Origin of the sequence: Pseudomonas onubensis (genome assembly GCF_965653655.1) — a bacterium.
Taxonomy (GTDB): domain Bacteria; phylum Pseudomonadota; class Gammaproteobacteria; order Pseudomonadales; family Pseudomonadaceae; genus Aquipseudomonas.
Genome location: NZ_CBFHAZ010000040.1, coordinates 1 through 18,830, shown reverse-complemented (window position 1 = coordinate 18,830; position 18,830 = coordinate 1). Strand labels below are relative to the sequence as shown.

The 18,830-nt window shown below is 61.1% G+C and carries 17 protein-coding genes and 1 other RNA gene; 4 read left to right on the top strand and 14 right to left on the bottom strand.

Annotation, left to right across the window (positions count from 1 at the left end; translation table 11 throughout):
• Nucleotide 1 precedes the first annotated feature (1 nt).
• From ACTD9P_RS15175 to rsmI, 14 genes are all read right to left on the bottom strand, one after another.
• Nucleotides 2-958 (bottom strand): D-alanine--D-alanine ligase, encoded by a 957-nt coding sequence (locus ACTD9P_RS15175; RefSeq protein ID WP_219266757.1) that lies wholly within the window; start codon nt 956-958, stop codon nt 2-4.
• Nucleotides 955-2,400 carry a UDP-N-acetylmuramate--L-alanine ligase gene (gene murC, locus ACTD9P_RS15170; RefSeq protein ID WP_138816787.1) on the bottom strand — a complete coding sequence of 482 codons (1,446 nt, stop codon included), beginning with the start codon at nt 2,398-2,400 and terminating at the stop codon, nt 955-957. The genes ACTD9P_RS15175 and murC overlap by 4 nt, the downstream gene beginning before the upstream one ends.
• Entirely contained in the window at nt 2,393-3,463 is a 1,071-nt protein-coding gene (gene murG, locus ACTD9P_RS15165; RefSeq protein WP_200430836.1) for an undecaprenyldiphospho-muramoylpentapeptide beta-N-acetylglucosaminyltransferase, read from the bottom strand. The genes murC and murG overlap by 8 nt, the downstream gene beginning before the upstream one ends.
• Nucleotides 3,453-4,670, bottom strand: a complete 1,218-nt coding sequence (gene ftsW, locus ACTD9P_RS15160) for a putative lipid II flippase FtsW (RefSeq protein ID WP_138816789.1) — start codon at nt 4,668-4,670, stop codon at nt 3,453-3,455. Before ftsW ends, murG begins: the two co-directional genes overlap by 11 nt.
• Nucleotides 4,667-6,013 (bottom strand): UDP-N-acetylmuramoyl-L-alanine--D-glutamate ligase, encoded by a 1,347-nt coding sequence (gene murD, locus ACTD9P_RS15155; RefSeq protein ID WP_438868290.1) that lies wholly within the window; start codon nt 6,011-6,013, stop codon nt 4,667-4,669. The genes ftsW and murD overlap by 4 nt, the downstream gene beginning before the upstream one ends.
• 6 nt (nt 6,014-6,019) lie before the next feature.
• The gene (gene mraY, locus ACTD9P_RS15150) at nt 6,020-7,102 is read right to left on the bottom strand and encodes a phospho-N-acetylmuramoyl-pentapeptide-transferase (RefSeq protein ID WP_017138188.1); all 1,083 of its coding nucleotides are present in this window, start codon (nt 7,100-7,102) and stop codon (nt 6,020-6,022) included.
• On the bottom strand, nt 7,102-8,472 hold the full coding sequence (locus ACTD9P_RS15145) for a UDP-N-acetylmuramoyl-tripeptide--D-alanyl-D-alanine ligase (RefSeq protein WP_438868289.1): 1,371 nt from the start codon (nt 8,470-8,472) through the stop codon (nt 7,102-7,104). The genes mraY and ACTD9P_RS15145 overlap by 1 nt, the downstream gene beginning before the upstream one ends.
• Nucleotides 8,465-9,928 (bottom strand): UDP-N-acetylmuramoyl-L-alanyl-D-glutamate--2,6-diaminopimelate ligase, encoded by a 1,464-nt coding sequence (locus ACTD9P_RS15140; RefSeq protein ID WP_438868288.1) that lies wholly within the window; start codon nt 9,926-9,928, stop codon nt 8,465-8,467. The genes ACTD9P_RS15145 and ACTD9P_RS15140 overlap by 8 nt, the downstream gene beginning before the upstream one ends.
• On the bottom strand, nt 9,928-11,670 hold the full coding sequence (locus ACTD9P_RS15135; protein ID WP_438868310.1) for a peptidoglycan D,D-transpeptidase FtsI family protein: 1,743 nt from the start codon (nt 11,668-11,670) through the stop codon (nt 9,928-9,930). The genes ACTD9P_RS15140 and ACTD9P_RS15135 overlap by 1 nt, the downstream gene beginning before the upstream one ends.
• Entirely contained in the window at nt 11,670-11,963 is a 294-nt protein-coding gene (gene ftsL / locus ACTD9P_RS15130) for a cell division protein FtsL (protein ID WP_016974244.1), read from the bottom strand. The genes ACTD9P_RS15135 and ftsL overlap by 1 nt, the downstream gene beginning before the upstream one ends.
• Complete coding sequence (gene rsmH / locus ACTD9P_RS15125; RefSeq protein ID WP_017138192.1) at nt 11,960-12,907, bottom strand: 16S rRNA (cytosine(1402)-N(4))-methyltransferase RsmH; 948 nt, start codon at nt 12,905-12,907, stop codon at nt 11,960-11,962. Before rsmH ends, ftsL begins: the two co-directional genes overlap by 4 nt.
• Nucleotides 12,904-13,359 carry a division/cell wall cluster transcriptional repressor MraZ gene (gene mraZ, locus ACTD9P_RS15120; RefSeq protein WP_003171868.1) on the bottom strand — a complete coding sequence of 152 codons (456 nt, stop codon included), beginning with the start codon at nt 13,357-13,359 and terminating at the stop codon, nt 12,904-12,906. Before mraZ ends, rsmH begins: the two co-directional genes overlap by 4 nt.
• Nucleotides 13,360-13,714: 355 nt before the next feature.
• An RNA gene (rnpB, locus tag ACTD9P_RS15115) (RNase P RNA component class A) lies at nt 13,715-14,068 on the bottom strand.
• Nucleotides 14,069-14,164: 96 nt separating this feature from the next.
• Complete coding sequence (rsmI, locus tag ACTD9P_RS15110) at nt 14,165-15,070, bottom strand: 16S rRNA (cytidine(1402)-2'-O)-methyltransferase (RefSeq protein WP_200430832.1); 906 nt, start codon at nt 15,068-15,070, stop codon at nt 14,165-14,167.
• A 165-nt stretch (nt 15,071-15,235) separates the two neighbouring features.
• On the opposite strand from rsmI, the gene ACTD9P_RS15105 reads away from it, so the two are divergent.
• The 4 genes from ACTD9P_RS15105 (at nt 15,236) to ACTD9P_RS15090 (ending at nt 18,682) form a co-directional block, all read left to right on the top strand.
• Nucleotides 15,236-17,047: a penicillin-binding protein activator gene (locus tag ACTD9P_RS15105; RefSeq protein ID WP_438868287.1), complete on the top strand. Its 1,812-nt coding sequence runs from the start codon at nt 15,236-15,238 to the stop codon at nt 17,045-17,047.
• The gene (locus ACTD9P_RS15100) at nt 17,047-17,418 is read left to right on the top strand and encodes a YraN family protein (RefSeq protein WP_305459986.1); all 372 of its coding nucleotides are present in this window, start codon (nt 17,047-17,049) and stop codon (nt 17,416-17,418) included. The genes ACTD9P_RS15105 and ACTD9P_RS15100 overlap by 1 nt, the downstream gene beginning before the upstream one ends.
• 92 nt (nt 17,419-17,510) lie before the next feature.
• Nucleotides 17,511-18,104, top strand: a complete 594-nt coding sequence (locus ACTD9P_RS15095) for a phosphoheptose isomerase (RefSeq protein ID WP_007904374.1) — start codon at nt 17,511-17,513, stop codon at nt 18,102-18,104.
• Nucleotides 18,101-18,682 (top strand): BON domain-containing protein, encoded by a 582-nt coding sequence (locus ACTD9P_RS15090; protein ID WP_017138196.1) that lies wholly within the window; start codon nt 18,101-18,103, stop codon nt 18,680-18,682. The genes ACTD9P_RS15095 and ACTD9P_RS15090 overlap by 4 nt, the downstream gene beginning before the upstream one ends.
• The last annotated feature ends 148 nt before the right edge of the window (nt 18,683-18,830 follow it).

The following is an 18,830-nucleotide window of genomic DNA, read 5'->3' as shown; positions in this document are numbered from 1 at the left end:
GTTAGCCTCTTGGCTCAATGCTTGCGGCCAGGATCGCCAGCACTAACTGCTGGAAGTCCAGACCGGCAGCACGGGCTGCCATAGGTACCAGGCTGTGATCGGTCATGCCCGGAGCGGTGTTGACTTCAAGGAACCAGAAATTCCCTTGGTCATCCTGCATCACGTCTGCCCGCGCCCAACCGGCGATACCCAATGCCTCACAGGCTTTCGCCGTGAGGTCCATCAATTCCTGTTCCTTGGTTGCGTCGAGGCCACACGGGATCCGGTACTGAGTATCGGAAGCCACGTACTTGGCGTCGTAGTCGTAAAAGGTGTGGGGCGTGCCCAATGCGATAGGTGGCAATACCTGGCCACGCAGGGTGGCGATGGTGTACTCGGGACCCTGGATCCACTGTTCCACCAACACTTGCGAATCGTAGGTACTTGCCGCTTTCCATGCGTCGATCAATTCGGCGGCCGAGTTCACTTTGGCCATGCCGATACTGGAGCCTTCATGGGCAGGTTTGACGATCAAAGGCAGGCCCAGTTCCTTGGCTGCAGAAATACAATCGTCTTCGCTGCACAGCACGCTGTGACGCGGGGTTGGAATACCCAGGCTGTGCCACACCTGCTTGGTGCGCAACTTGTCCATGGCCAGTGCCGAAGCGAGGATGCCGCTGCCGGTATAAGGAATGCCCAGGCACTCCAGCAAGCCCTGCATGCTGCCGTCTTCACCGCCACGGCCGTGCAGGATGATGAAGGCACGGTCGATCTTCTCGGCTTGCAAGCGGGCGAGGAAGTCGTCGCCCACATCGATGCCGAATGCATTTACGCCGGCGCTTTGCAGCGCTTCGAGCACGGCATTGCCGGACTTGAGCGAGACTTCGCGCTCAGCGCTTTTACCGCCGAACAACACGGCCACGCGGCCGAAGTCGGCAGGCGTGATGGTCGAGAACAGGGCGTCGTAATGCGTGATCATTTCGACTTCCCCTTTGCCGCCGCAAACAGCGGGCTGGCGAGCAGCTTGGGCGCAAGGCCACCGATATCACCGGCGCCCTGGCACAGCAGGATGTCACCGGCGCGCAGCAGCGGTTTGACGATCGGCGCCAGGTCCACACCGCGCTCGATGTAGATCGGGTCCAACTGGCCACGCTGACGGATGCTGTTGCACAGCTTGCGGCTGTCGGCGCCCGGAATCGGCTCTTCACCTGCCGGGTAAACTTCCATCAGCAGCAGCACGTTGGCATCAGCCAATACATTCACAAAGTCGTCGTACAGGTCGCGGGTGCGGCTGTAGCGGTGCGGCTGGTAAACCATCACCAGGCGGCGCTCCGGCCAGCCACCGCGCACGGCTTTGATCACCGCAGCCACTTCGGTCGGATGGTGGCCGTAGTCGTCCACCAGCATCACGTCGCCGCCGTCTACCGGCAGTTGGCCGTAGACCTGGAAGCGCCGGCCAACACCGGCAAAACGCGACAGGCCTTCGACGATGGCTTCATCGCTGACGCCCTCATCGGACGCAATGCAGATGGTCGCCAGCGAGTTGAGCACGTTGTGATTGCCCGGCATGTTCACCGACACGTCCAACGGCTCGCGGTCAGGGCGCAGCACGGTGAAGAAGGTTTGCATGCCTTCCTGGCGCACATTGATCGCGCGCACGTCGGCGTCTTCGCTGAAGCCGTAGGTGACGGTTGGGCGTTTGACCGATGGCAGGATTTCACGCACCACCGGATCGTCCAGGCACACCACCGCCAAACCGTAGAACGGCAGGTTGTGCAGGAACTCGACGAAGGTTTTCTTCAACTTGTTGAAGTCACCGTCGTAGGTGGCCATGTGGTCTTCGTCGATGTTGGTAACCACGGCGACCAGCGGTTGCAGGTGCAGGAAGCTCGCATCGCTTTCATCGGCTTCGGCGATCAGGTAACGGCTGGTGCCGAGCTGGGCATTGGTGCCGGCTGCATTCAGGCGGCCACCAATCACGAAGGTCGGGTCCAGGCCACCGGCGGCGAACACCGAGGCGATCAGGCTGGTGGTGGTGGTTTTGCCGTGAGTACCGGCGACGGCGATGCCATGGCGATAGCGCATCAGCTCAGCCAGCATCTCGGCACGTGGCACCACTGGAATACGGCGCTCAAGGGCGGTGGCCACTTCCGGGTTGGAGGTGTTCACGGCGCTGGATACTACCAGCACGTCAGCTTCTGCGGCGTTCTCGGCGCGGTGGCCGATAAAGATCTGTGCGCCAAAGGTTTTCAGGCGATCGGTCACTGGCGACTCTTTCAAGTCCGAGCCGGACACCTGATAGCCCAGGTTCAGGAGTACTTCGGCAATCCCGCACATGCCCACGCCGCCGATGCCGACGAAGTGGATACGACGGATGCGGCGCATTTCCGGCTGCGGCATGGCTTTCTGATTCTCAACCATGGGCCACCTCCAGGCAGATATCGACCACGGTGCGGGTTGCGTCAGGTTTAGCCAGGCGGCTTGCGGTGCTCGCCATGCTGTTGAGTCGTTCCGGTTGCATCAAAACCTCGGTCAGGCGTGCGGCCAAATCGGCGGCGCCAGTCGTTCTTTGCGGCAGCAGGAAGGCAGCGCCCTCCCCGGCCAAATATTCGGCGTTGCGGGTCTGGTGATCGTCGATAGCGTGGGGCAAAGGCACCAGCAAGGACGGCAGACCGGCGGCGGCCAGTTCACTGACGGTCAGCGCACCAGCGCGGCAGACCACCAGGTCGGCCCAGCCATAGGCATGGGCCATGTCTTTGATGAAAGGCTGTACGTTCGCCTCGACACCGGCCTCGCGATAGCGGGCAGCGGTGATTTCATCGTGGTTTTTGCCGGCCTGGTGGAACACCTCGGGACGCAGGTCCACGGGCAGCAGCGCCAGGGCCTCAGGCAGTAACTTATTCAGCGGCTCGGCACCCAGGCTTCCGCCCAGAATCAGCAGGTGCGGCTTGCGCCCTTCCAGGGCCTGGCGAGCAATGGCCATGAACAGTTCGGTGCGCACCGGGTTACCGGTGGTGCGTAATTTGTCCGAGGCGCCAAAGGTTTTCGGGAACGCCTCGCACACGCGGCTGGCCAACGGCACCAGCAGGCGATTGGCAGTACCGGCAACGGCGTTCTGTTCGTGCACGATCACCGGCACGCCAGCGAGCTTGGCGGCAACACCGCCAGGGCCGGTCACATAACCACCGAAACCGAGCACGCACACCGGCTGTAATTCACGGATGACTTTACGCGCTTGCCACACGGCTTTGAGCAACACAAACGGTGCCTTGAGCAGGGACAGTTTGCCCTTGCCGCGCAAGCCGGTGACGTTGATCAAATGCAGCGGCAAGCCGGCATTCGGTACCAGTTCATTTTCGATGCCGCGCGGCGTACCGAGCCAATGCACGGTGTAGCCACGGTTCTGGAATTCACGCGCACACGCCAGGGCCGGGAACACATGGCCCCCGGTGCCGCCCGCCATGATCAGCACGTTAGCGCCCATGGTTCGGCTCCTCGGCAAAATCGCTCTCGCTGAATTCCATCTCTTCGCTGCCCAGATGAGTTCGACTCTCCCACTCGATGCGCAGCAACAAGCCCAGGCACGCGCAGCAAATCACCAACGAACTGCCGCCGTAACTGAGGAACGGCAAGGTCAGGCCCTTGGTCGGCAGCAGGCCGACGTTCACGCCGATATTGATCAGGAACTGGCCGATCCACAGGAACGACAAGCCATACGCCACATACGCGGCGAAATATTGCTTGGCCTTCTCGGCCCACAAACCGATGTACATGCCGCGTACACACACGAACACGAACAGTGCGACGGTGCACAGCGAACCCACTACGCCGAGTTCTTCGGCAAGCACCGAGAACACGAAGTCGGTGTGTGCTTCCGGCAGGTAGAACTGCTTTTGCACGCTGTTGCCCAGGCCAACGCCGAGCCACTCGCCGCGACCGAAGGCGATCAGCGCCTGGGTCAACTGGTAGCCGGAACCGAACTGGTCGGACCATGGGTCGGTAAAGGTGATCAGACGCGCCATCCGGTAAGGCTGCGCCTGCACCAGTACGGTCACGGCGGCCACAGCCAGCACCACCATCAAGGTGAAGCGGAACAGCCCGACGCCGCCGAGGAACAGCATCGCCGCCGCCGCCCCCATCATGACGACGGTGGCACCGAAGTCGGGTTCCATCAGCAGCAGGCCAGCCATCGGCAGCAGCACGATGAACGGCTTGAAGAAGCCCATCCAGCTTTCGCGCACTTCTTTTTGGCGACGCACCAGGTAACCGGCGAGGTAGATCACCACGAACACCTTGGCGATTTCCGACGGCTGCACGTTAAACGCGCCGAAGCCGATCCAGCGCATCGAACCGTTCACCTCGCGGCCGATGCCGGGCAGGATCACCATGATCAGCAAACCGAACGCGCCGATCAGCATCAGCCAACCCAGGCGCTGCCAGGTGGCGATAGGAATCATCATGGTGACGATGCAGGCGCCAAGGCCGATCACCAGGTACACCAGGTGACGAATCATCATGTACAGGGTGTTGCCCGACTGCACGGCGGCCACTTCCGAGGATGCCGAGGTGATCATGACCAACCCCAGGCCCAGCAACGCCAGGCAGCCGGCGAGCATCGGGAAGTCGAGGTCGACGCCACGGCCCGTGATGATCGGCGATGGGTACGGCTTGATAATATTTCGGAAATTCATGCCAAGGCCTCCACGGCGCGAGCGAACAGCTGGCCGCGCTCTTCGTAGTTCTTGAACATGTCGAAACTGGCGCACGCCGGCGACAGCAACACCGCATCGCCCGGCTGAGCCAGGGCTTTGCATTGGGTAATAGCATCGTCCAGCGAGGTGGCGCGTACCTGCGGTACAGCATCGCCCAGCGCGGCGGCGATCAAGTCCGAGTCACGGCCGATCAGCACGACGGCGCGGCAATATGCAGCCACCGGGCTTTTAAGGTCTTTGAAGTCGGCACCCTTGCCGTCGCCACCGGCGATCAGCACGAGCTTGCCGTCGATATCAGCGCCGAGCCCTTCGATGGCGGCCAGTGCGGCGCCCACGTTGGTGGCCTTGGAATCGTTGTAGTAGCTCACGCCATTAAGGTCGCGTACCCACTGGCAGCGATGCTCCAGGCCAGCAAACGTGCGCAGGCTCGACAGCATCGCGTCAAATGGCAGGCCGACGGCGTGACCCAACGCCAAGGCCGCCAAGGCATTGGATTGGTTGTGTGCACCACGGATTTTCAGCTCACGCACCGGCATCAGGTTCTGGAATTCGAAGGCCAGGAATTTCTCGCCGTTCTCTTCGCGAATGCCGAAGGCTTTGAAATCAGGTTTGCCCAGGCCAAAGGTCCAGCAGGGCATGCCTTCGCCCATCAGCGGACGGCTCAGGGCATCCTGGCGGTTGACCACAAATTGCCTGGCACCCCGGAAAATCCGGTGCTTGGCCAGGTGATACGCCGGCAGGCCGCTGTAGCGGTCCATGTGGTCTTCACTCACGTTCAACACGGTGGCGACTTCGGCCCCCAGGTCGTGGGTGGTTTCGAGCTGGAAGCTCGACAGCTCCATCACGTACAACTCGATGTCGTCGCTGAGCAGGTCCAGCGCTGGCGTGCCGAGGTTACCGCCCACGGCCACGCGCTTGCCGGCCGCAGCCGCCATCTCGCCGACCAGAGTGGTCACGGTGCTTTTTGCGTTGGAGCCGCTGATGGCCACGATCGGTGCCTTCGCGTTACGCGCGAACAGGTCGATGTCGCCGGACAGCTTCACGCCACGTGCCGCAGCGGCTTGCAGGGCCGGTGTCGCCAAGGCCAGGCCGGGGCTCACGTAGAGCTCGTCGGCACGGCACAGAAACTCGACATCCAGCTCGCCACAACGCACTTCCACGTGCGGGTAGTCACGGCGCAGCGTGACCAGCTCCGGTGGATTTTCCCGCGTGTCGGCCACAGCAAACGACGTGCCCCGGTTCGCCAGGAAGCGAACCAGGGACATGCCGCTCTTGCCGAGGCCGACAACGATGCGGAAGTGGTCTGAAGCGATCAGGGACACTCGTTTCTACCTCAGTTTCAGGGTGGCAAGGCCGACCAGTACCAGAATCACGGTGATGATCCAGAAACGGACAATCACGCGCGGCTCGGGCCAGCCCTTGAGTTCAAAGTGGTGATGAATCGGCGCCATGCGGAACACACGACGCCCGGTCAATTTGAAGGAAGCCACCTGGATGACCACCGACAGGGTTTCCATCACAAACACACCGCCCATGATGAACAACACGATTTCCTGGCGGACGATGACCGCGATGGTGCCCAAGGCTGCGCCCAGCGCCAGCGCGCCGACGTCGCCCATAAAGACTTGTGCGGGGTAGGTGTTGAACCACAGGAAGCCGAGGCCCGCGCCGATCAGCGCGCCGCAGAACACAATCAATTCACCCGCGCCCGGCACATACGGGATCAGCAGGTATTCAGCGAATTTCACGTTACCCGACAGGTAGCAGAAGATGCCGAGCGCACCGCCGACCATCACGGTCGGCATGATCGCCAGGCCGTCGAGGCCGTCGGTGAGGTTCACCGCGTTGCTGGAGCCGACGATCACGAAGTAGGTCAGCACCACGAAGCCAACGCCCAGTGGAATACTGGCGTCCTTGAGCATCGGAATGATCAAGGTGGTTTCGACGGCGCTTGGCGCGGTCATGTACAGGAAGATCGCGGCGCCAAGGCCAAACACTGACTGCCAGAAATACTTCCAGCGGCTTGGCAAGCCCTTGGAGTTTTTCTCGATCACTTTGCGGTAGTCGTCGACCCAGCCGATCGCGCCGAACAACAGGGTCACCAGCAGCACTGTCCACACGTAGCGGTTGTGCAGGTCGGCCCACAACAAGGTGCTGATGCCGATGGAAGACAGGATCAGCGCGCCGCCCATGGTCGGGGTGCCGGATTTGGACAGGTGCGACTGCGGGCCGTCATTACGAACCGATTGACCAATTTGCAGGTTCTGCAGGGTGCGGATCATCCACGGCCCCAGGAACAGCGACAAAGACAGCGCAGTCAGCACACCCAGGATCCCGCGCAGGGTCAGGTACTGAAAGACCGCGAAGCCTTTGTGGAACTGTTGCAGATACTCAGCCAGCAGCAGCAGCATTAATGTTTCTCCGTACTTGAGCCACACAAGGCCGCGACGACGTTTTCCATCACCGCGCTGCGCGATCCCTTGATCAAAATGGTTGTTTGTTGGTCGTGTTCAGCCGCCACCAATGCCTGAATCAGCTCGGCCTGGGTAGCGAAATGCCGCGCACCGAGGCCGAAGGCGTCGACGGCGTGGGCCATATTCGGGCCGACGGCATAGAGCGCGTCGACTTTGCCGCTCGCGTAGGCACCGACTTCGCGGTGAGATTGCTCGGCCCAGTCGCCCAGTTCAGCGATATCGCCCAGCACCAGCACCTTGCGCCCGGCGAAGCTTTTGAGCAGGTCGATAGCGGCGCAGATGGAGGACTGGTTGGCGTTGTAGGTGTCATCAATCACACGCATGCCATTGGTCGCCAGTTGCGCCACGGTGCGACCCTTGACGGGCTGTACCGCGCCCAAGCCGGTGGCGATACCGAACAGCGACACACCCAAGGCCGATGCGGCAGCGGCGGCGGCCAAGGCATTGGCGACGTTATGGTTGCCCAGCAGGTTCAGTTGCACGTGCTCGCTGCCTTGCGGTGTGTGCAAGGTAAAGGACGGGCAACCACGGGCATCGACAGTGATGTCGGCTGCGTGGAAATCAGCGGCCGCGTTGAGCACGGCAAACGTCAGCACCTTGCGACCGGCGGCGCGTACACGCCAGGTCTCGAAGGCCTTGTCGTCGAGGTTCAATACAGCCGTGCCCGAGGCATCGAGGCCTTCGAGGATTTCGCCCTTGGCTTCGACGATTTTTTCCGGGCCACCGAACTCGCCGACGTGGGCGGTGCCGGCATTGTTGATGATCGCAACGTGGGGCTTGGTCAGCGCCACGGTGTAGGCGATTTCGCCGATGCGCGAAGCGCCCAACTCGATCACCGCCGCCGTGTGTTCCGGGGCCAGTTCGAGGAGGGTCAGCGGCGCACCGAAATCATTGTTCAGGTTGCCACGGGTGGCGAGTACCGGCCCGCGCGTGCGCAACACGCCAGCGAGCAATTCCTTGACCGTGGTTTTACCGCTGGAGCCAGTGATGGCTGCAACCGGCTTATCAAATGCGGCGCGGTTCAGCGCGCCCAACTGACCAAGGGCCAGACGGGTGTCAGCAACCAGCAACTGCGGCAGCGTCGAATCCGTCACTTCACGCTGCACCAAGGCACCTGCGGCACCTTTGGCGGCCACCTCGTTCAGGTAGTCGTGCCCGTCGAAACGCGGGCCAGCCAGTGCAACAAACAGTTGCCCCGGCTGGATGTTGCGACTGTCGATACTGACGCCGTCGAAGCGGCAATCGCTCGACACTACGCGGGCCGATAGGGCCTGGGTCAGTTCGCTGAACTTCATCGCCTTAAGCATGGGCGACCTCCCAGGCAGTCAGGGCGTGATCAGCCTCAACCAGATCGGAGAAGGCATGGCGTTCGCCGTTGATTTCCTGGTAGTCCTCGTGACCTTTACCCGCCAGCACCACCACGTCGTCAGCAGTGGCGCTGGCGATCAATTGGGCAATGGCGGCGCCGCGACCGGCAACGAAGGTGGCCTTGGTGGCGTCTTTGAAGCCGACACGGATGTCGTCGAAAATCTGGCTCGGGTCTTCGCTGCGCGGGTTGTCGTCGGTGACGAGCACGCCATCGGCCAGGCGCTCGACGATCTCCGCCATCAGCGGGCGTTTGCCGCGATCACGGTCACCGCCGCAGCCGAACAGGCAGAGCAACTTGCCCTTGGCATGGGGGCGCAGGGCTTCGAGGACTTTTTCCAGCGCGTCCGGGGTGTGGGCGTAATCGACCACCACCAGTGGCTGTGAACCGCCCCCCAAACGCTGCATGCGACCGGCCGGGCCTTCGAGCTTGGGCAGTACCCGCAGGATTTCGTCCAGGGCGTAATCCAGGCCCAGCAATGCGCCCACAGCTGCCAGCACGTTGCTCAGGTTGAAACGCCCCAGCAAGGTGCTGCGCAAGTGGTGTTCGCCCTGGGGCGTGACCAGCGTGGCGAGCACGCCTTCGTCATTAAATTGGGCTTCGCGGCAATACAGATACGCGCTGGAGTCTTCCAGGCTGTAGGTGATCAGGCGCGCTTCGCTGTGTTCGGCAGCCAGTTGGCGGCCGAATGCGTCATCCAGGTTGACCACCCGGCACTTCAGGTCATTCCACGCAAACAGTTTGGCCTTGGCGGCGGCGTACGCCTCCATGGTGCCGTGGTAGTCGAGGTGATCGCGGGAAAGGTTGGTCATCACCGCCACGTCAAACGCCAAAGCCGTCACGCGGCCCTGGTCGAGGCCGTGGGATGAGACTTCCATGGCAACCGCCTTGGCTCCGGCCTTTTTCAGGTCGGCCAGGGTCGCTTGCACGGCGATTGGGTTTGGCGTGGTGTGCAGGCCGCTTTGCAGCGCGCCGTAAAAACCGGTGCCCAGGGTGCCGACGATGCCGCAATGCTGACCCAGCAGGTCAAGCGCTTGGGCAACCAGTTGAGTCACGCTGGTCTTGCCATTGGTGCCGGTCACGCCGATCAGGTTCAGCTGACGGCTCGGGTCGCCATAAAAACGCCCGGCGATGTCCGACAGTTGCGCAGCCAGACCCTTGACCGGAATCAACGGCGCGTCGGTGATCGGCAGCACGGTGGCGCCTTCGACTTCATAGGCGACAGCGGCCGCGCCACGTTGCAGGGCATCGGCGATGTGCGCACGGCCATCGAGCTTGCCACCGGGCACCGCCAGGAACAGGTCACCGGCGCGTACGTTACGGCTGTCCAGGCTCAGTTCACGAATCAGCAGATCGCGTCCGGCGTGGGCAAAAATCTTGTTCAGGCTAAGAGACATCAGCCGCGCCCTCCATTGGCTTTGACAGCTGCGGCCGGTGGTCCGGCGTTCGCTTGTTGAGTCGGCGGCAGGTTGTCCGGCGTGATATTCATCAGGCGCAGGGTGCCGGACATCACTTTGCTGAACACCGGCGCTGATACCAGGCCACCGAAGTAGCCGGCTTTGCTGGGCTCATCAATCACTACGACGATGGCGTAACGCGGATCGCTCATCGGGCCGAAGCCGGCGAACAGCGAGCGGTACGAGTTTTCGGCGTAGCCCTTGGTGCCCACCGCTGTTTTACGCGCAGTACCGGACTTGCCTGCCACGTGGTACGCCGGCACCTGGGCACGGAATACGCCACGCGGTGCTTCGATCACTTGTTGCAGCATGCCCTGCATGGTCTTGGCGACATTTTCAGGAATAACTTGAGTGGCTGGCGGCGCGGCGTCCAAATGGATCAGGCTCAGTGGAACCATGCGGCCATTATTGGCCAATACAGAGAAAGCGTGCGCCAATTGGATCGCGGTCACTGACAGGCCATAGCCGTAGGACAGTGTGGCGGTTTCGGCCTTTTTCCAGTCACGATAATTCGGCAGGTTGCCGACGCGCTCGCCCGGGAAGTCCAGGCCCGTGGGCTGGCCCAAACCAATTTTTTGCGCAAGCTGGTAGATGGCTTCACCGCCGATATCGAAGGCGACCTTACTCATGCCCACGTTACTGGAGTTGATCAGGATACCTGTCAAATCCAGCACTGGACCTTCACTGCGCGACACGTCACGAATGGTGTATTTGCCCAACTGCAGGGTGCCTGGGTAAACCTCGACTTTGTCGCTGGGCTTCCAGCGCCCGGTTTCCAGGGCGGCGCTCATGGACACGGCCTTCATGGTCGAACCCGGCTCGAACACGTCGATCATAGCGCGGTTACGCATCATCGCCGGCTGCAGGTTGCGACGGTTGTTCGGGTTGTAGGTCGGCTGGTTGACCATGGCGAGGATCTCGCCGGTCTTGACGTCCATGATCACCAGGCTGCCGGCCTTGGCGCCGTTCTCGATGATCGCGTTACGCAACTCGCGGTTGGCCAGGTACTGCAGGCGCAGGTCAATCGACAACGCCAAGGGCTTACCGGCCTTGGCGTTTTTGGTCACCTGGACATCTTTGATCAGTCTGCCGCGCCGATCCTTGATGACCTGCCGTTTGCCCGGCACCCCGGCCAGCCATTCGTCGTAGGCCAACTCCACACCTTCACGGCCGTGGTCATCGATGTCGGTAAAGCCAACCATATGCGCGGTGGTTTCACCGGCCGGGTAGAAACGACGGAACTCCTCGATGCCATAAACACCGGGGACTTTAAGGTCGAGCACTTGCTGGCCCTGCTCAGGCGTCAGCCCACGGACCAGATAGATGAATTCTTTGTTGGCCTGGGCTTCCAGGCGCTCGCTCAAGGCTTTAGGGTCCTGGCCCAGGGCGGCGGCGAGTTCCGGCCATTTTTCCTTGGCGGTTTGCAGTTCCTTGGCGTTGGCCCACAAGGTGGTCACCGGCGTACTCACGGCCAGGGGCTCGCCATTGCGGTCGGTGATCAGACCACGGTGCGCAGGAATCGGGATGTGCCGCAGGCTACGGGCGTCGCCCTGACCGATCAGGAAGTCACGGTCGACTACTTGCAGGTCGATGATCCGCCAGGCAATCGCGCTCACCATCAATGCCAGCAAGCCCAGCATCAGGCGGAAGCGCCACGGGTAGAGTGCGCCTTCGAGTTTCATCATGGCGCCACCATGCGAACTTCGGCCGCGCCCGGAATGTGCATTTTCAGCTGTTCGGTGGCCAGCACTTCGATACGGCTATGGGCCGTCCAGGTGCTTTGCTCAAGGATCAACCGGCCCCATTCCGCCTGCGCTTTATCACGCACGCTCAACTCCCCGTACAGGGTGTTGAGCAATTGGCGGTTGTAGTGGGCGCTGTAGGACACCGCAATCGCGGACACCAGCACGCCGATAAACAGCAGCAACATAAAGAAGCTGCCGCCCGGGAGGGGCTTGGCGAAAAGCTTGCTCACCGCAACTTCTCCGCGACGCGCATGACGGCGCTACGGGAACGTGGGTTGGCCTTGAGTTCAGCTTCGGAAGCGAACTGCGCTTTGCCATGGATTTTGATTTTCGGCACAAAGGCTTCGAAACGTACCGGCAGGTTGCGCGGCAGGTTGTCGGACTCGCCCTTGACCAGACGACGCATGAACAGTTTGACGATGCGGTCTTCCAGGGAGTGGAAGCTGATCACCACCAGGCGACCACCCACTTCCAGGGCGTCCAGAGCGGCTTCAAGACCGGCTTCCAGATCACCCAATTCGTTATTGACGTGAATACGCAGGCCCTGGAACGCACGGGTTGCCGGGTTCTTGCCCTTTTCCCACGCAGGGTTGGCAACCTTGAGCACTTCAGCCAAGTCGGCGGTGCGCTCGAACGGCTGGATTTCACGGCGCTCAACCACGGCACGCGCCATGCGGCCGGCGAAGCGTTCTTCGCCGTACTCCTTGAACACGCGGGTGATTTCTTCATGGGGCGCAGTGGCGATGAACTGCGCAGCGCTGATGCCACGGGTCGGGTCCATGCGCATGTCGAGCGGGCCGTCGTTCATGAAACTGAAGCCGCGCTCCGGGTCGTCAAGCTGTGGCGAGGACACGCCCAGGTCGAGCAAAACCCCGGCCACCTTGCCTGCCATGCCGCGCTCGGCGACTTCGGCACCCAGCTCGGCAAAGCTGCGCTGCACAACGACAAAGCGGCCGTCTTCGGCCGCTAGCGCTTGCCCGGTGGCAATCGCTTGAGGGTCTTTGTCGAACCCAAGGAGTTTGCCGTCGGAGCCGAGCTGGCTGAGGATCAACCGACTGTGCCCACCCCTGCCGAAGGTGCCATCCACATAGCAGCCATCCGCGCGTACGGCGAGAGCCTCAACGGCTTCGTCAAGCAGTACGGTGATGTGGTTAAAGCCGCTATCAATAGTCACAGGATCAAATCACGCAGTTCATCAGGCATAGCGCCCGGTTGTTGAATAGCAGCCAGGTCTGCTGCAGAAACAGCATCCCAGGCATCTTCGTCCCACAATTGGAACTTGTTCAGTTGGCCCACCAGCATTGCGCGCTTATCCAGCTTGGCGTACTCGCGCAAGCGCGGCGGCACCAGGAAACGACCACTGCCATCGAGCTCAAGGTCGACGGCATTACCAATCAGCAGACGCTGCAGGCGGCGGTTTTCTTCTCGCAATGAAGGCAGAGCGCGCAACTTGGTTTCGATCAACTCCCACTCATCGAGGGGGTAAACACACAAACAAGGGTCAACGGCGTCAATCGTGATGATTAACTGGCCTGAACTTCGCGAAATGAGCTCGTCACGATACCGGCTCGGCATGGCGAGACGGCCTTTTGCATCGAGACTGATAGCGTTAGCTCCGCGAAACACAGATGCGTTTCTCCAAATTTTAGCGTTTTACGTTCAAAAAACCCACTTTGTGCCACTTTCCGCCACTTGCGCACACTATAGGAATGCGCCCACCACACCGTCAAGGCGCGGATTCAAGGAAAAGCCTTACAGAACGGAGATTTAGGAACGTAAAAGGAGGAGAAACGCGAGTTCAGCGATGTTTTTGACTCAACAACCGCAAATAGCTCATGGAGCTATGGCTTAAAGTTAAAGTGATTTATTAAGAGTAAGATTTTTTTGGTATTACGAAGATGCATCTGCCAATGATTTGGCAGGGAGGGATTCTTGCGTTACTACCAGGTTTCTGTACGAGATTCGGACAGAAGGAAAAAAGGTGGAGAGTCGATCTGTAAGCCGGGTTCTGTCTTGAACAGTCATTCGTCTACGATGGCCATCACTGGACATCTTTAGCAACCTACCCGGTCCCAGCGCGGGCCACGCCTTGGGACCCTATTTGGTCTTGCTCCAAGTGGGGTTTACCTAGCCACGAACTGTTGCCAGACGTGCGGTGCGCTCTTACCGCACCTTTTCACCCTTACCGGCACCGAAGTGCTTAGGCGGTTATTTTCTGTGGCACTTTCCGTAGGCTCACGCCTCCCAGGCATTACCTGGCACTTCGCCCTATGGAGCCCGGACTTTCCTCCCCCCCCTAATTTTCATAGAGGGCAGCGACTGTCCAATCGACTCTCCGCCGCGCAGGTTAACGGCACGGCGGCTTCAGGACAAGTATTAAAAGTGCAGCAATGCCATCACGTTCAGACGGAAGACCGGTTTAACCCAGGAACTATTCGGCCTTCTGCTTATCCAGCGCAACTTGATACAACACATTCTTGCGCAAGCCGGTAATTTCAGCCGCGAGGGCTGCCGCACGCTTAAGCGGCATTTCCTTAAGCAGCAGATCCAGGATGCGCATCGCCTCGCTGCCCACCGCGTCTTCATTTTCCGGCGCGGTCCAGCCTGCCACCAGCACCACACACTCACCGCGCTGCTGGTTACTGTCGCCCTCGACGAACGCCCGCAGCTCTTCCAGCGGCAAGCCCTTGAGGGTTTCGAAGGTCTTGGTCAGCTCCCGCGCCAACAGCGCCAGGCGTTCACCGCCGAACACCAACTCCATGTCTTGCAGACATTCCAGAATGCGATGCGGCGCCTCGTAAAAGATCAAGGTGCGCGGCTCTTCCTTTAAGGCTTGCAGGCGCGCACGGCGCCCAACCGCCTTGGCGGGCAGGAAACCTTCGAAAATAAAACGGTCAGACGGCAAGCCGGCAGCCGATAATGCCGCAATCAGCGCGCACGCTCCCGGAACTGGCACTACATTGATACCAGCGGCACGCGCCTGGCGGACCAGGTGGTAGCCGGGATCGGAAATCAACGGGGTACCAGCATCCGAGATCAACGCCACGTCGTCGCCCGCCAGCAAACGCGTGATGAAACGGCTGCCCTCCTCGCGCTCGTTATGCTCATGGCACGCAGCTAATGGCGTGCTGATACCAAAATGCTGCATCAAGCGCTGGGAGTGCCGTGTGTCTTCGGCCGCGACCAATTTTACGTCGCGCAACACTTTCAGCGCTCGAGCACTGATGTCGTCCAGGTTGCCAATGGGCGTCGCCACGACAAAAAGCGAGCCTGCAGTGGAATTCAAAGGACCTGGAGCAGTCAAAACGCACACCTCGATGGTTAGGAAAAGTCGCATTGTAGCGCGTAGGCGCCTCGATAATATGCCCTCGGGTTCGGCCATCGACGCCGGTTCGCAACATTTACACGACCTAAATCGATGGTTTCACGCCAGTAACATCGCGCCTGGGCCAGTGCTTGGGTACAATTCCACGCTAATTTGATCGGTATCAGGAACACTTACATGATCGCTTGCCTGCGGCTGCTCTCCGCCCTCTGCCTCGCTGCCTTACTGGCCGCGTGCGCCAGCTCGCCCTCGTCCAGCCTTGGCGACCTCCCTCGGACCCCAGATGCCAGTATCGAGCAACTGCTCGAACAGGCCACCAACGCCAGTACGCCAGAAAAGGCCGCGATGTTGCGCCTGAGTGCGGCAGACCTGGCCTACCACCAGAACAACCCTGGCCGCTCGGCGCAGATTCTTGCGCAGGTGCCCCTGGATGTCCTGAAGCCGGCCGCACAAGTCTTTGCCAGCACCCTGTCCGCGGAACTGGCCATGGCGCGCAACCAGCCCAAAGCTGCGCTCGCTGCCCTGAACCACCCCAGCCTGCAAAGCCTGAAGGAGCTGCCGACTGACCAGCAGGTGCGTACCGGCACCGTGCATGCGCGCGCCTATGAAGCCGATGGCCAGACCCTGGCTGCCGCGCGTGAGCGGGTCGCCATGGCCCCCTTGCTGACGGGTGATGCCGCCAAGAGCAACCACGAAGCCATCTGGGCGCTGGTCGCCGCACTGCCTGCTGAGCAACTGCAAGCCAGCGGCAACCCGACCCTCGACGGCTGGATCACCCTGGCCCAGGCGATCAAAGGCGCCGGCACCCTGGAACAACAGCAAGCCGCCATTGATACCTGGCGCGCGCAGAACCCAGGCCACCCGGCGGCAATCGACCTGCCGACCCCGCTGACCAAGCTCAAGGAGCTGGCCAGCCAGCCATTGACCAAAATCGCGTTGCTGCTGCCGCAGGAAGGCCCGTTGGCGGCGGTCGGCAAGGCACTGCGTGAAGGTTTCATGGCCGCGCACTTCCAGGCTGAACAGGCCGGGCAGAAACCGCCGGTCATCGAGTTCTATGACAGCTCGCGCCTGACCTCCCTCGACGACTTCTACGCCAAGGCCCAGGCCGCCGGCGTGCAACTGGTGGTCGGCCCGCTGGAGAAACCCTTGGTCAAGCAGCTCGCCTCCCGCGGGCAATTGCCGATCACCACCCTGGGCCTCAACTACAGCGAACTTAACGAAAACCCGCCGCAACTGTTCCAGTTCGGCCTGGCCGCTGAAGACGAAGCCCGCGAAGTCTCGCGCCGCGCCCGTGCCGACGGCCTGCACCGCGCCGCCGCCATGGTGCCGCGTGGTGAATGGGGCGAGCGTGTTTATAAAGCCTTCCGTCAGGACTGGGAAGCCAATGGCGGCACCGTGGTGGGCGTCGAGTACGTTGATCAGCCGGTCGCCCTCGCCCAGCAGATTGCCGACCTGTTCCAACTGCGTAAAAGCGAAGGCCGCGCCAAGAGCCTGCAAAGCACGGTCGGCACCGACGTCGCCGCGCAACCTTCGCGCCGCCAGGACATCGAGTTCATCTTCCTGGCTGTAACCCCGCAACTGGCCCAGCAGATCAAGCCGACACTGAACTTCCAGTACGCCGGTGATGTGCCTGTGTATGCGACGTCCCATGTGTTCAGCGCCAGCGGCGACAAAAACCAGTACCTGGACATGACTAACGTGATGTTCTGCGAAACCCCATGGCTGCTTAACACCACCGACCCGCTGCGCAACCAGGTTGCCGCGCAATGGCCACAGGCCAATGGCAGCCTTGGCCGCCTGTATGCGATGGGTGTGGATGCCTACCGCCTGGCACCGCGCCTGGGCCAACTCAAGGCACTGCCAGACACCCGCGTCGACGGCCTGTCGGGCAACCTGGGCATCGGCGCCTACCAGCGTGTCGACCGCCAGATGCCATGGGCGAAGTTCGTCGGTGGCGAGATTCAACGCCTGCCGGACACCCCGCGCTGATGCCCGAGCGGTCCAGCGCACAAAGCGGCAAGGACGCCGAACTGCAAGCTCTGAACTATCTGCAACAACAGGGTCTGCGCCTTCTGGCGCAGAACTGGTTATGTAAACGCGGTGAGCTTGATCTGGTCATGCTTGACGGCGATACAGTAGTATTCGTCGAAGTCCGCTACAGAAAACACGCACAATGGGGTGGCGCGCTCGCCAGTATCGACGGGCGCAAGCGTCAGAAGCTGATACTCGCCGCGCAGTTTTTCCTGCAAAAAGAGCATCGCTGGGCTGACAGCCCCTGCCGTTTCGATGTGGTTGCCATGGAAAGCACACCGGCAGGCCCAGCTGATTTGAACTGGCTCAAGAATGCCTTCGACAGCTGAATGCCCGGATATCTTCACCACACACTTTTGCTCTTTGCTTTGCGGGCTGCACATTTCTGTGCCGAACAGCCGCGCTACTTAAGGTCACACAGATGGACATGCAATCCCGAATTCGCCAGCTTTTCCAGGCCAGCATCGACACCAAGCAACAGGCGATGGACGTACTTGCACCGCACATCGAGCAAGCCAGTCAGGTCATGGTCAATGCCTTGCTCAACGAGGGCAAAATGCTTTCGTGCGGCAACGGCGGTTCGGCCGGTGATGCCCAGCACTTTTCCTCCGAGCTGCTCAACCGCTTCGAGCGCGAGCGCCCGAGCCTGCCGGCCATCGCCCTGACCACCGACTCGTCGACGATCACCTCGATCGCCAACGACTACAGTTACAACGAAATCTTCTCCAAGCAGATTCGCGCCCTGGGCCAACCCGGCGACGTGTTGCTGGCGATTTCCACCAGCGGCAACTCGGCGAACATTATTCAAGCGATCCAGGCCGCACATGACCGCGAAATGATTGTCGTAGCCTTGACCGGGCGCGACGGCGGCGGCATGGCCTCGCTGTTATTGCCTGAGGACGTGGAGATCCGTGTCCCGGCCAACGTCACTGCACGCATTCAAGAAGTCCACCTGCTGGCGATCCACTGCCTGTGCGATCTGATCGACAGCCAATTGTTCGGGAGTGAAGAATGACCGTTAACCGCCTCAGCCTTTTGGCCATTACGCTGTGCCTCGCCATCAGCGGCTGCAGCACGGCAATCACTGCGACACGTGACACACCCATTCAGGATGACCGGGGCACACGCACTTTCGGCAGCACCATCGACGACTCGCTGATCGAAACCAAGGTCAAGGTCAACGTCGCCAAGGCCGCTACCGACCTGGGCAACGGTGCCTCGCGCATTGTGGTCACCAGCTTCAACGGCGTGGTGCTGCTGGCCGGGCAGACGCCGCGAGCTGATCTCAAGGCCCAGGCCGAACAAGCCGCCTCGACGGTTCAGCGGGTCAAGAAGGTCCACAACGAGCTGCAGGTCATGGACCCGATCACGCTGCTGGCCATCAGCAACGATGCGTTGCTGACCACCAAGATCAAGGCGCAGATGCTTACCGACAGTGGTGTACCCGGCTCGCGCATCAAGATCGTCACCGATAATGGCATCGTCTACATGATGGGCCTGCTGACCCAGGCGGAAGCCACCCGTGCGGCCAACCTGGTTCAGGGCGTGTCCGGTGTGCAGAAGATCGTGAAGGTCTTCGAATACATCGACTGATGTAATCGCCAGCCACAAAAAAAAGGTTCTTCACGGAATCCCGGGAAACACAGAAACAAGAACGCCGATTTGGTTGATGATGTTCGTGCGAGCAAACACATCTAACAAACCGGCGTTCTTATGCGTGATATTAATACTTTCCTTCCTT

Coding starts and splice junctions, on each gene's coding strand:
- murC (WP_138816787.1), bottom strand. CDS start 2,400: ATGGTTGAGAATCAGAAAGCCATGCCGCAGCCGGAAATGCGCCGCATC.
- ftsW (WP_138816789.1), bottom strand. CDS start 4,670: ATGAATTTCCGAAATATTATCAAGCCGTACCCATCGCCGATCATCACG.
- ACTD9P_RS15135 (WP_438868310.1), bottom strand. CDS start 11,670: ATGAAACTCGAAGGCGCACTCTACCCGTGGCGCTTCCGCCTGATGCTG.
- ACTD9P_RS15100 (WP_305459986.1), top strand. CDS start 17,047: ATGCCCGAGCGGTCCAGCGCACAAAGCGGCAAGGACGCCGAACTGCAA.
- ACTD9P_RS15140 (WP_438868288.1), bottom strand. CDS start 9,928: ATGTCTCTTAGCCTGAACAAGATTTTTGCCCACGCCGGACGCGATCTG.
- ACTD9P_RS15175 (WP_219266757.1), bottom strand. CDS start 958: ATGATCACGCATTACGACGCCCTGTTCTCGACCATCACGCCTGCCGAC.
- mraY (WP_017138188.1), bottom strand. CDS start 7,102: ATGCTGCTGCTGCTGGCTGAGTATCTGCAACAGTTCCACAAAGGCTTC.
- ACTD9P_RS15090 (WP_017138196.1), top strand. CDS start 18,101: ATGACCGTTAACCGCCTCAGCCTTTTGGCCATTACGCTGTGCCTCGCC.
- ACTD9P_RS15145 (WP_438868289.1), bottom strand. CDS start 8,472: ATGCTTAAGGCGATGAAGTTCAGCGAACTGACCCAGGCCCTATCGGCC.
- rsmI (WP_200430832.1), bottom strand. CDS start 15,070: ATGCGACTTTTCCTAACCATCGAGGTGTGCGTTTTGACTGCTCCAGGT.
- ACTD9P_RS15105 (WP_438868287.1), top strand. CDS start 15,236: ATGATCGCTTGCCTGCGGCTGCTCTCCGCCCTCTGCCTCGCTGCCTTA.
- ACTD9P_RS15095 (WP_007904374.1), top strand. CDS start 17,511: ATGGACATGCAATCCCGAATTCGCCAGCTTTTCCAGGCCAGCATCGAC.
- murG (WP_200430836.1), bottom strand. CDS start 3,463: ATGGGCGCTAACGTGCTGATCATGGCGGGCGGCACCGGGGGCCATGTG.